We start from the raw sequence: 12,331 nt of genomic DNA, 5'->3' as shown, positions 1-12,331 counted from the left end.
GTCCTGAGATAAGTCCTGCTGAATAAACGCCGAGAAACGATCAATTAATTCGCAGGTTATTTTAACCGACTCGGCAGTGGAAAATTGATTATGCAGCGTCACCTGATCGCCACGCTCTTCCACCACAATGCCGGAGGAGACGATATATTGATAAATAAAACCGACTTCATCGGCCGGCAATGCACAGCCGATGCGCTGCTCAATGCGCGCCACCATCTGCCGGGCAATGGTGAGAATCGACTGATCCAGATCGTGCGCGGTGGTGAGAATGTCCAGCGCCAGCGCGTTGCCCTGCGCCATGCGGTGCATCATGATCAGGATGTGCGTGCACAGATTGAGATACCAGGCATCGCCCAGCGGATAACTCAGCTGCTGCTCCATCTGTTGCAGCAGCGTCTGCACAAAGGCCACATCCTCTTCGCCAAAATAGTGCACCAGCGCCTGCTGGCTGCCGGGATCGAGCCGCGGCAGCAGCGGCGTACCGGCGACCTGTTGCTGCATCACATCGTTGATCAGCGACACCATCGCCTGACGCAGCGCCTGCTCATGGCCCTCTATATGCGTACCGCCCGGGCCGCGCTGCAGCGTTAATCCCAGCGGCTGCAACCACTCTTCAATCACCTTCAGGTCGTTCACAATCGAGGCGTGGCTGATAAAGTAGCGCTCGGACAGCTTGCTGATTGACGTAGCACGCGGCGCATCGCTCAGGAGCTGGGAGGCGATTTTTATCCGCCGGCTGTTATGACTGAGCGCGTCGCCGGCCTCGTCGCCGTTCAGCTGCTGCTCCAGCTGCAAACGCTGCTGCATATCCTCAACCCGCAGCCGCACACCGCGGCCAGGGGTTTTCTCCAGCGTCAGCGCCCAGTTGCTGAGCCAGCTCTCCAGCCACTGCAGGTCGCGCTGAATGGTCTTTCCGGAGACACCGAGCTGTAACGCCAGCTGACCAATCGGCTGCGGCGCCGCCTGTTGCAACAGCAATTTCACTAACCGGTGTTGTCGCGAAGTCAGTATTTGCATTCGGTCACCCTTTATTTTGGTAAAACCTAATGGGATTTTTCCTTGTGGCATTTATTTCATTGCCAGCAAGCCGTCGCGAAAAAGGTGTGTCTTATGGAGTATGAATTTAGGAAAGGATGGCGGCAGCAACAATACTAAATGTTGTCCCGTCAGGCGGACAGTATTAATACACCGCGATGACAGGAAATTAAATGCGAGTTTGCTCACACAATAAAGTGCTAAATAAGTGTGATGATGCTCTCAATCCTTTTTATTTTTTCAACTGGCGTCACGTTATTTAAGGTCGGGAGATTCTTTCTGTCCTCAACGGCTTCCCTGTGACTAAATCCCGCGAATAAGGTACTATCCTCGCCAAATGACCGCCGGATGACCCGCCGTTGCGGGCCACGAAGTGAGGATGCCAGCTTAATGAGTGAAATGACACAGGATGGCGCAGAGCGTCTTGCCCTGCACAAGTTTACTGAAAACGCGTACCTGAACTACTCCATGTACGTGATCATGGACCGTGCGCTGCCGTACATCGGTGACGGTCTCAAGCCGGTGCAGCGCCGCATTGTTTATGCCATGTCCGAGCTGGGGCTTAACGCCAGCGCAAAATTCAAGAAATCGGCGCGTACCGTGGGTGACGTGCTGGGTAAATACCATCCGCACGGCGACAGCGCCTGCTACGAAGCCATGGTGCTGATGGCGCAGCCGTTCTCCTACCGTTATCCGCTGGTGGATGGTCAGGGCAACTGGGGTGCGCCGGACGATCCGAAATCCTTTGCGGCGATGCGTTACACCGAATCGCGCCTGTCGAAATATGCCGAAGTGCTGCTCAGCGAGCTGGGGCAGGGCACGGTGGATTACATCCCGAACTTCGACGGCACGCTGCAGGAGCCGAAAATGCTGCCGGCGCGCCTGCCGAACATCCTGCTCAACGGCACCACCGGCATCGCCGTGGGTATGGCGACCGATATTCCGCCGCACAACCTGCGCGAAGTGGCCGAAGCCGCGGTGCGCCTGATCGACAAGCCCAACACCACGCTGGATGAGCTGCTGGAAATCGTGCAGGGGCCGGACTTCCCGACCGAAGCCGAGATCATCACGCCACGCGACGAGATCCGCAAGATCTACCAGAACGGCCGTGGTTCGATCCGCCAGCGTGCGGTGTGGAAAAAAGAGGACGGCGAAGTGGTGATCACCGCGCTGCCGCACCAGGTGTCGGGCGCGCGCGTGCTGGAGCAGATCGCCAGCCAGATGCGCAATAAAAAGCTGCCGATGGTGGAGGATCTGCGCGATGAATCGGATCACGAAAACCCGACGCGGCTGGTGATTGTGCCGCGCTCCAACCGGGTGGATCTCGATCAGGTAATGAACCATCTGTTTGCCACCACCGATCTGGAGAAGAGCTACCGCGTTAACCTCAACATGATCGGGCTGGATAACCGTCCGGCGGTGAAAAACCTGCTGGAGATCCTCTCGGAATGGCTGGTGTACCGCCGCGATACCGTGACGCGCCGTCTCAATCATCGCCTGGAACGCGTGCTGCGTCGTCTGCATATCCTCGAAGGTTTGCTGGTGGCGTTCCTCAATATTGATGAGGTGATTCACATCATCCGCAGCGAGGATGAGCCGAAGCCGGTACTGATGTCGCGCTTTGACATCAGCGAAACCCAGGCCGAAGCGATTCTGGAACTGAAACTGCGCCATCTCGCCAAACTGGAAGAGATGAAGATTCGCGGTGAACAGGCCGAGCTGGAAAAAGAGCGCGATCAGCTGCAGGCGATCCTCGCCTCTGATCGCAAAATGAGTAACCTGCTGAAGAAAGAACTGCTGGCGGATAGCCAGACCTACGGCGACGATCGCCGCTCGCCGCTGCATGAACGTGAAGAAGCGAAAGCGCTGAGCGAGAACGAGCTGGTGAGCGCTGAGCCGGTCACCATTGTGCTGTCGCAGATGGGCTGGGTGCGCAGCGCCAAAGGTCACGATATCGATCCGGCAGGATTAAGCTACAAAGCGGGCGACAGCTACCGTGCCGCCGCGCGCGGCAAGAGCAACCAGCCGGTGGCGTTTATTGACTCCACCGGCCGCAGCTATACGCTGGATCCGACCTCGCTGCCGTCGGCACGCGGGCAGGGTGAGCCGCTCACCGGCAAGCTGACGCCACCGCCAGGTGCGGTGATTGAGCAGGTGCTGATGGAAGCGGACGATCAGAAGCTGCTGATGGCCTCCGATGCCGGCTACGGCTTCATCTGTACCTTTGCCGATCTGGTGTCGCGCAACCGCGCCGGTAAAGCGCTGCTGACGTTGCCTGAAAACGCCAAAGTGATGACGCCGCTGGCGGTGCACTCTGGCGACGACATGCTGCTGGCCATCACCCAGGCGGGGCGGATGCTGATGTTCCCGGTGGCCGATCTGCCGCAGATGTCGAAAGGCAAGGGCAACAAGATTATCTCGATTCCGTCCGCGGACGCCGCCGCGGGCGTGGACAAGCTGCAGTGGCTGCTGATTCTGCCGCCGGGCAGTTCCATCACTATCTATGTCGGCAAGCGTAAGCTGATCATGCGTGATGAAGATCTGCAGAAAGTGCGTGCTGAGCGCGGCCGTCGCGGTAGCGTATCGCGCGGACTGCAGCGGATCGATAGCGTGGAAGTGAATGCGCCAGCGCGGCCAAAAAGTGACGCGAATAGCGAAGAGTAAGACTGAAAAGGCGAAGGACTGCCACATTTGAGGAAGCTATGTTACTAATTTTACGCACGTTGATCGTTGTGATTTATTCGATTCTGGTTTGTATATTTGGCAGCATCTGGTGTCTGTTTTCACCGCGTAATCCGCGCCACGTGGCGACCTTTGGTCACATGTTTGGTCGTCTGTCGACGGTGTTTGGCGTCAAAGTCGAGCTGCGTAAACCGGCTGATGCCGAAAGCTACGGCAACGCGATTTACATCGCTAACCATCAGAACAACTACGACATGATCACCGCTGCCAATATCGTGCAGCCGACCACGGTCACGGTGGGCAAGAAAAGCCTGCTGTGGATCCCGTTCTTCGGCCAGCTCTACTGGCTGACCGGTAACCTGCTGATTGACCGCGATAACCGCGCCAAAGCGCACGGCACCATCGGCGAGCTGGTGGCGCAGTTTAAAAAGAAGAAAATTTCCTTCTGGATGTTCCCGGAAGGGACGCGCAGCCGCGGACGCGGTCTGCTGCCGTTCAAGACCGGCGCGTTCCATGCGGCGGTGGCGGCGGGCGTGCCGATCATCCCGGTGGTGGTCTCTAATACTCACGGCAAAATCAAACTGAACCGCTGGAACAATGGCTTAGTGATCGTAGAAATGCTGCCGCCAGTGGATACCACGCAGTTTGAAACCACGTCGGTACGTAAACTGGCGACCCACTGCCGTGAATTAATGTCTGCTAAGCTGGAAGAGTTGAACGCTGAAGTCGCCGAACGCGAAAAAAACGGTAAAATCTAGCCGGCAAAAAATGGCTCACCCGCAGCGCGCAATGGCTCGATCTGTCGGGTGCATTGCTTTGCTGCGGATCCCGCCATTTGTAGGGTGCGCATTCATGCGCACCGGGTCCCGGATGCGCATCGACTTGACCCGGACACACAGCCGCGCCTTTCGGGCGCTTCACAACACGATTAAAAATAACAACATGGACACGGCGTCTTCACGCCACGCTCAAAAGGTCTGAAGTTTTATGTCTTGCAGCAGACGTCAGTTTATTCAGCTTTCTGCCGGTATGGCGCTGGCTTCCAGCGTTATGCCTTACGCCGCCCGCGCCGCCGCGCCATTGGGCGATGTACCTTTGCCGGTGCCGCCGCTGATCGAATCACGCCGCGGTCAGCCGCTGTTCCTCACGCTGCAGCGCAGCCACTGGTCCTTCAACGGCAACAGCAACAAAGTGCCGGTGTGGGGCATTAACGGCCTGTACCTTGGCCCGACAGTGCGCGTTTACAGCGGCGATGATGTCAAACTAATCTACAGCAACCGCCTCAATGAACCGGTAGCGATGACCGTCAGCGGTTTGCAGGTGCCGGGCGCGCTGATGGGCGGTGCGCCGCGCATGATGTCCGCCGGCGTAGACTGGGCACCGGTGCTGCCGATTCGTCAGGGCGCAGCCACGCTGTGGTATCACGCCAACACGCCGAATCGCATGGCGCCGCACGTTTATAACGGCCTGGCGGGCATGTGGCTGATTGAAGATGACATCAGCAAAGCGCTGCCGCTGCCGAAGCATTATGGCGTCGATGATTTCCCGCTGATTATTCAGGACAAGCGCCTCGATAACTTTGCCACGCCGGTTTATAACCCACCGTCGGACGGCGGTTTCCTCGGCGATACGCTGCTGGTTAACGGCGTGCAAAACCCGTATGTCGAAGTGTCGCGCGGCTGGGTGCGTTTGCGCCTGCTGAATGCGGCCAACGCGCGCCGTTTCGATCTTAGCTTTAGCGACAACCGGCCGTTTACGGTGATCGCCAGCGATCAGGGCTTCCTGCCCGCGCCGGTAGCGGTGCAGACGCTGTCGCTCGCACCGGGCGAACGCCGCGAAGTGCTGGTGGATATGTCGCAGGGCGATGAAGTGTCGATCAGCGCAGGCACGGCGGCAGGCATTATGGATCGTCTGCGCGGGCTGTTTGAGCCCTCATCGATTCTGACCAATACGCTGGTGCTGACGCTGCGTCCAACCGGCCTGCTGCCGCTGGTGACCGACAATCTGCCGATGCGCCTGCTGGCGGATCAGATTCTTGATGGCGTGGCGGTGCGCACGCGTGAATTCCGCCTCGGCGACGGTACGCCGGGGATTAACGGTGTGCTGTGGGACATGAATCGCATCGATACTACGGTGCAGCAGGGCACCTTTGAGCGTTGGATCATTCACGCCGATCGTCCGCAGTCGCTGCATATTCAGGGCGTGATGTTCCTGATTAAGAGCGTCAACGGCGCGCAGTCGATGGGAGAAGATCGCGGCTGGAAAGATACGGTGTGGGTGGATGGCGATGTCGAACTGCTGGTGAGTTTCCCGCAGAGTTCGTCAGAGCATTTCCCGTTTGTCTATTACAGCCAGACGCTGGAACTCGCCGATCGCGGCACGGCAGGGCAGATGGTGGTGAATCCGGTCGGGTGAGGTGCGTTTCTTTTCCCTCACCCTAACCCTCTCCCGCCAGCGGGAGAGGGAACCGTTTTGTGCAATATTACACACTGGCACACCGTTTCAGATTTGCGCGGACATCTCCCTCTCCCGCGTGCGGGAGAGGGCCGGGGTGAGGGTGCCTGGTTGCACAGTGTTACCCACTGGCACACCGCTTCAGATTTGCGCGGACATCTCCCTCTCCCGCATGCGGGAGAGGGCCGGGGTGAGGGGGCAAACCGCACCTTTCACCCATCGCATCCTTAACCCACGTCACCCATTAAACTCTTCCGGATCCGGTCCCAGTCGCTTGCCTTTATCCAGCTTCGCGATCTCACTCACTTCTGACTTATCCAGCCGGAAATCAAACACCTGGAAGTTCTCCTGAATGCGTGCCGGCGTTACCGACTTCGGAATCACCACCAGGCCGCTGTCCAGATGCCAGCGAATCACAATCTGCGCAGGCGTCTTACTGTACTTCTTCGCCAGCTCGCGAATGATCTCCTGATCAAACACGCCTTCACCGCCCTGCGCCAGCGGGCTCCACGACTCGGTCTGAATCTGATGCAGTGCATTCCATGCATGCAGCGTGCGCTGCTGCAGCATTGGATGCAGTTCAATCTGATTCACCACCGGCGACACGCCGGTTTCATCAATCAGCCGCTTGAGGTGCGCTTCATGGAAGTTACACACGCCGATGCTTTTCGCCAGGCCCTGCTGTTGCAGTTCCACCATTTTCTTCCACGCATCGACGTAGTGGTCTTTCTGCGGGCATGGCCAGTGCATCAGATAGAGATCCACCTGCTCCAGCTGCAGCTTCTTCAGGCTGGTCTCCATCGCCTGTTCAACATTCTGCTGGTCATCATTCCACAGTTTGGTGGTGATAAAGATCTCATCGCGCGCCACGTCGGTTTCCTGCAGCGCCTGGCCAATCGCCTCTTCATTTTTATACGCGGCGGCGGTATCGATGGAACGATAGCCGACCTTCAGCGCTTCCAGCACGGCGTTGCGCGCTTCATCAATGCTGGCCTGCCAGACGCCAAGGCCGAGTTGCGGCATCATGTTGCCGTCGTGCAGTTTAATCCGGGGTTGCTCTGCCATAGTGACTCCTTATCGGTTGCAGTGACTTACCGTAGAAACGATGTGCTTAAGTCTAGTCAACAAACCTGACCTGAGGATCATTGTGGCAACCGAACGGCACTTTCGCCCGGTGCAATCCTGCAAAAATCTTGCCTGATTCTCCAGCCATCTGGAGCTTTATGCAGCAATGCGGCACACTGCGTTTTTTGCTGCCCGAGAGAGTGCCATGCCGAACGATGCCCTTTGCCGCCAGCTGGCGCAGCGCGTGATCACGCTGATGCGCGAGCCACAAAAGCCGCTGTGTGCGGTGGAAAACGTACGGTTGATCTACGCAGAGGAACCGCTGCCGCGTACGCCGATGTTGTATCCGGCGGGCATCGTGATCCTGTTTCAGGGACACAAAACCGGCTACCTCGGCAGCACGGTGTTTCGCTACGACGCCACCAAATACCTGATGCTCACCGTCACGCTGCCGGTGGAGTGCGAAACTGACGCCACGCCGCAGCAGCCGCTGGCCGGCATGAGTCTCACCGTGGATCCGGCCAGTTTGCAGGATCTGCTGTTAAGCATTGGCGATGACGAGCAGTTTCAGCCGCAGCCGCAAACCTCCGGTATTCACTCTGCGTTTCTTAGCGAGGAGATGCTGTGCGCCGCGGAACGGCTGCTGGATGTGATGGATAAACCGCGTGACGCCCGCGTGCTCGGCCCGCAGCTGGTGCGTGAAATCATCTATTACGTTCTGACCGGGCCGATTGGCGGCGCGCTGCTGTCGCTGGTGAATCGCCAGACGCAGTTCAGCCAGGTGGCCCGGGCGCTGCGCCGCATCGAGAACCACTTTGCTGAAAGCCTGAGCGTGGAAATGCTGGCGGCGGAGGTCAACATGAGCGTCTCGGCGTTTCACCATAACTTTAAGGCGGTGACCCAGACCTCGCCGCTGCAGTATCTCAAGCGTTACCGGCTGCATCAGGCGCGGTTAATGATGCTGCAGGATGGGCTGAAGGCCAGCGCCGCCGCCGTGCGTGTTGGCTATGAAAGCCCGTCACAGTTTTCGCGGGAGTTTAAACGGTACTTTGGCGTGACGCCGGGAGAAGAGGCGAGCCGCGCGCGTCAGACCGGGGCGCTGCAGCCGTTTGACGCCGCCTGAAACGGCGGCGCTTTACAGAGGTCAGGCTTTCTGGCGCCGCTTTTTCCAGATCACCACAATGCTGCCGCCGAGGCCGAGAAACAGCAGCACAATAGGCAGCACCATCAGGATCGCCATCACCTGATCTTCGTGGCGCTTGATAAACGGCACCTGGCTGATGCCATAGCCCATCGCCACCACAATCCCGACCCACAGCGCGCCGCTCAGCCAGTTGAAGAACTGAAAACGCCCGTTCTGCAAACCCGAAATGCCCGCCATGGTCGGCAGCAGCGTGCGCACGAAGGCCAGAAAGCGGCCAACCAGCAGTGCCATCAGGCCGTGGCGGTTGAACAGGTGCCAGGCGCGCTGATGGTACTGCGCTGGCAAATGCATCAGCCAGCTTTTGACGATTTTAGTATTACCAAGCCAGCGCCCCTGCAGATAGCTCAGCCAGCAGCCGAGGCTGGCGGCGGTGGTCAGAATCACCATGGTCGGCACAAAATCCATCACGCCTTTGGCGATCATCGCGCCTGCCAGTAGCAGCAGGCTGTCGCCGGGCAGGAACGAGGCAGGCAGCAAACCGTTTTCCAGGAACAGCGTCAGAAACATCACGCCGTAGACAATCCACACTACATCCGGATTGGCCAGCGCGGCAAAATCCTGATGCCACAGCGCCTGGACAATCTCATGTAAAACACCCATCAGCTATCCCATCGAGTCACAAGGCTTGTATTTTAACCGTCCGGGACGGCGTAATCGTTGATCTCCGCTACGCCGCACCGGATGGTTTAAGTTTGGTTTATCTTTTTACGCTTTCAGGCGGGCAAAACCGGCTTTCAGGTCATCCAGCAGATCGTCAACGTGCTCGAGCCCGATATGCAGACGCACCAGTGTGCCGTCAAAATCCACGCCGCCCGCCGGACGAATTGCCGCCAGCTCTTCCGGCTGGTTCGCCAGAATCAGCGATTCAAAGCCGCCCCACGAGTAGGCCATACTGAAATGGTGGAAGCGATCGAGATAATTTGCCAGCTGCGCCGGGGTGAGTTTTTCATGCAGGATGAATGAGAACAGCCCGCTGCTGCCGCTGAAGTCGCGCCGCCAGAATTCGTGGCCTTTGCACTGCGCCAGCGCCGGATGGTTGACGCGCGCCACTTCCGGCTGTGCCGCCAGCCATTCGGCCACGCGCAGGCCGCTCTCTTCGTGCTGACGCAGACGCGTCGCCAGTGTGCGCAGGCCGCGGCTGGCCATGTACGCGGTGTCTGCATCCACCATCTGGCCCATCAGGTAGGAGTTTTCGCGCAGCTGCGCCCAGCAGCGCTCGTTGGCCACCGCAGTACCGATCATCGCATCGCTGTGGCCGATGATGTATTTGGTGCCGGCCTGAATCGAAATGTCGATGCCATGCTCCAGCGCGTTAAACAGCACGCCCGCCGCCCAGGTATTATCAATCATGATCACCGCGTCTGGTGCTTTGGCGCGCACCGCCGCGACAATTGCCGGAATATCCTGCACTTCCATGGTGATGGACGCCGGTGATTCGAGGAACACCACGCGGGTGTTCGGCTGCACCAGTTCGCCGATTTCACTGCCGATGCAGTGATCGAACCAGGTGGTGGTGACGTTAAGCTTCGCGAGAATTTTGGTGCAGAAATCCTGAGTGGGTTCGTACACCGCGCCGCTGACCAGAATATGATCGCCGCTGGTGACAAACGCGAGGATGGCATTGGCGACTGCGGCCGCACCGCACGGATAGAGCACGCAGCCGGCGCCGCCTTCCAGTTCGGTCATCGCATCCTGGAAGGAGAAATGGGTGAGGGTGCCGCGCCGGCCATAAAACAGTTCACCGCTGGCGCGTCCGGCGGTGGCGCGTTGTTTGTCCGCGACGGAGTCAAAAACCAGTGAGGATGCGCGCTGAATGACGCTGTTAACCGAGCCCTGAGTGTAACGTTTGCTGCGTCCCGCGGTGACAAGCCGGGTATCAATTTTTTTCGTTGCCATCACTGCCTTTCCTGACACGTCTCACAAAGCATCCAACTTACCACGAATCGCGGCGCGGGGTTGAGCCCGTTTGCCGAATATCAGAGTGACGCCAGCACAATTGCGGAAAGAGGCTGATTGCGGCTTTTATTACGCGGCGAAAAAGCAAAGCGCAATAAATTGCGCCGCTACAACCCGTGCGGGGTGTGCGTCCGCGCCAGTTGCACCATTCCGCAAACCGCATCTAACCGTAGCGGCGCGATTCATCGCGCAACCGTGCCTGTTGCTCTATTCCACAAACCGCACCCAACCGTAGCGGCGCGATTCATCGCGCAACCGTGCCTGTTGCTCCATTCCGCAAATCGCACCGAACCGTAGCGGCGCGATTCATCGCGCAACCGTGCCTGTTGCTCAATTCCGCAAATCGCACCGAACCGTAGCGGCGCGATTCATCGCGCAACCGTGCCTGCTGCTGCATCCCACAAACCGCACCCAACCGTAGCGGCGCGATTTATCGCGCTAAACATTGCGCCGTATCAATTCAGCGGGTTACAGCTTTGTAAATAGTAATGAGAACCACTATCACTTCGGTCGGTTTTTTTGCTATGATCCGCGCTTCAATCGTGAACGGTGCAACAGAAGTCGGAGACGCAGCGTGGTAGCCAGTGACTTGATGCAAACGGACCTCTCCGTTTGGGGCATGTATCAGCATGCCGATATCGTGGTAAAAATTGTGATGATCGGCCTGTTGCTGGCTTCGGTCGTTACCTGGGCGATTTTCTTTGGCAAATACGCAGAGCTGAGCGGGGCGAAACGTCGCCTGAAGCGTGAACAGCTGGCGCTGGGCGAAGCGCGCTCACTGAATGACGCGTATCGCGCTGCCGAAAACTTCAAAGCCAACAGCCACAGCGCCGTGCTGCTCGCCGACACGCGTAACGAACTGGAACTCTCTGCCGGCAGCGAAGACCTCGACGGCATCAAAGAGCGCACCAGCTTCCGCCTTGAGCGTCGCGTCGCGGGCTTCAGCCGCCACGCCGGTCGCGGTAATGGTTTCCTCGCCACCATCGGTTCCGTCGCGCCGTTTATCGGTCTGTTCGGCACCGTGTGGGGCATCATGAACAGCTTTATCGGTATCGCGAAAACCCAGACCACCAACCTCGCGGTGGTTGCTCCGGGCATCGCGGAAGCGCTGCTGGCGACGGCGATTGGCCTGGTGGCGGCAATTCCGGCGGTGGTGATCTACAACGTCTTCGCCCGCATGATTGCCAGCTACAAAGCCTCACTGGGCGACGTGGCGGCGCAGGTGCTGCTGCTGCAGAGCCGCGATCTGGACCTCGGCAATGTCGATACCGCAAAAGAAGTTAACCGTCCGGCGGCGGCCCAGAAACTGCGCGTAGGATAAGTATTATGGCGATGCGTTTAAACGATGATGCGGTCGGCGATGGCGAAATGCACGAAATCAACGTGACGCCGTTTATCGACGTCATGCTGGTGCTGCTGATCATCTTCATGGTCGCCGCGCCGCTCGCCACGGTGGATGTGCGCGTCAATCTGCCTGCCTCGACCAGTGCGCCGCAGCCGCGTCCGGAGAAGCCGGTTTATCTGTCGATCAAAGCGGATAAGCAGATTTACATCGGTAACGATGCGGTGACCAAAGAGACGCTGGTGAACGCGCTCACCGCGCAAACCGAAGGTAACAAAGAGACAACCATCTTCTTCCAGGCGGACAAATCAGTCGATTATGAAACGCTGATGTCGGTGATGGATCAGCTGCGTGAAGCGGGTTATCTGAAGATTGGTTTGATGGGCATGGAGACGGTGAAGAAATAGTTTCACCGGCGTAATACCAGCACCATATCTGTAGGGTCGTCATTCATGACGACCTTTTTTATTATGGCGGCCAGAGCAGGCCGCCATGTCATTATGCGGTGGCGAACCGCGGTTAAACCAGATTCACCGTTACGCCGTCCTGCACCAGCAGTTCCGCGTCGCCGTGGCTGAACACGTGGTACTGGT

General features: G+C 58.4%; 10 protein-coding genes. 6 read left to right on the top strand and 4 right to left on the bottom strand.

What is annotated here, in order from left to right; genetic code table 11:
* Positions 1 to 1,017 (bottom strand): HTH domain-containing protein (locus tag QMM04_RS16955; RefSeq protein WP_282996581.1); only part of this gene is annotated, 1,017 nt, incomplete at its 3' end.
* Between the two features lie 408 nt (positions 1,018 to 1,425).
* Between QMM04_RS16955 and parC the strand changes: the two genes are divergently transcribed.
* The 3 genes from parC to ftsP all read left to right on the top strand — a co-directional run bounded on the left by parC (position 1,426) and on the right by ftsP (position 6,132).
* Complete coding sequence (gene parC / locus QMM04_RS16950; protein ID WP_021509596.1) at positions 1,426 to 3,699, top strand: DNA topoisomerase IV subunit A; 2,274 nt, start codon at positions 1,426 to 1,428, stop codon at positions 3,697 to 3,699.
* 38 nt (positions 3,700 to 3,737) lie between these two features.
* On the top strand, positions 3,738 to 4,475 hold the full coding sequence (locus QMM04_RS16945) for a 1-acylglycerol-3-phosphate O-acyltransferase (RefSeq protein ID WP_021509595.1): 738 nt from the start codon (positions 3,738 to 3,740) through the stop codon (positions 4,473 to 4,475).
* A 229-nt stretch (positions 4,476 to 4,704) separates the two neighbouring features.
* Positions 4,705 to 6,132 (top strand): cell division protein FtsP, encoded by a 1,428-nt coding sequence (ftsP, locus tag QMM04_RS16940; RefSeq protein WP_282996580.1) that lies wholly within the window; start codon positions 4,705 to 4,707, stop codon positions 6,130 to 6,132.
* A 276-nt stretch (positions 6,133 to 6,408) separates the two neighbouring features.
* On the opposite strand, the gene dkgA is transcribed toward ftsP, so the two are convergent.
* On the bottom strand, positions 6,409 to 7,236 hold the full coding sequence (dkgA, locus tag QMM04_RS16935; RefSeq protein ID WP_021509593.1) for a 2,5-didehydrogluconate reductase DkgA: 828 nt from the start codon (positions 7,234 to 7,236) through the stop codon (positions 6,409 to 6,411).
* 205 nt (positions 7,237 to 7,441) lie between these two features.
* On the opposite strand from dkgA, the gene QMM04_RS16930 reads away from it, so the two are divergent.
* A complete protein-coding gene (locus tag QMM04_RS16930) occupies positions 7,442 to 8,359 on the top strand; it encodes an AraC family transcriptional regulator (RefSeq protein ID WP_058771382.1) in 918 nt (305 codons plus the stop codon).
* 21 nt (positions 8,360 to 8,380) lie between these two features.
* Here the strand turns inward: QMM04_RS16930 and QMM04_RS16925 are convergent, their stop codons facing one another.
* Together QMM04_RS16925 and metC are read right to left on the bottom strand one after the other, a co-directional pair.
* Positions 8,381 to 9,040, bottom strand: coding sequence for a DedA family protein (locus QMM04_RS16925; protein WP_021509591.1), 660 nt, complete (start codon positions 9,038 to 9,040; stop codon positions 8,381 to 8,383).
* 105 nt (positions 9,041 to 9,145) lie between these two features.
* Positions 9,146 to 10,336: a cystathionine beta-lyase gene (gene metC, locus QMM04_RS16920; protein WP_021509590.1), complete on the bottom strand. Its 1,191-nt coding sequence runs from the start codon at positions 10,334 to 10,336 to the stop codon at positions 9,146 to 9,148.
* A 652-nt stretch (positions 10,337 to 10,988) separates the two neighbouring features.
* On the opposite strand from metC, the gene exbB reads away from it, so the two are divergent.
* The gene (gene exbB, locus QMM04_RS16915) at positions 10,989 to 11,717 is read left to right on the top strand and encodes a tol-pal system-associated acyl-CoA thioesterase (protein ID WP_031280126.1); all 729 of its coding nucleotides are present in this window, start codon (positions 10,989 to 10,991) and stop codon (positions 11,715 to 11,717) included.
* Positions 11,718 to 11,722: 5 nt separating this feature from the next.
* Positions 11,723 to 12,145 (top strand): TonB system transport protein ExbD, encoded by a 423-nt coding sequence (exbD, locus tag QMM04_RS16910; RefSeq protein WP_021509588.1) that lies wholly within the window; start codon positions 11,723 to 11,725, stop codon positions 12,143 to 12,145.
* Positions 12,146 to 12,331: the final 186 nt, after the last annotated feature.

Source organism: Pantoea sp. Pa-EAmG (assembly GCF_030024295.1).
GTDB classification, from domain to species: Bacteria; Pseudomonadota; Gammaproteobacteria; order Enterobacterales; family Enterobacteriaceae; genus Pantoea; species Pantoea dispersa.
Note: the sequence above shows the minus strand (reverse complement) of the source record. Positions and strands in the feature narration are given on the sequence as shown.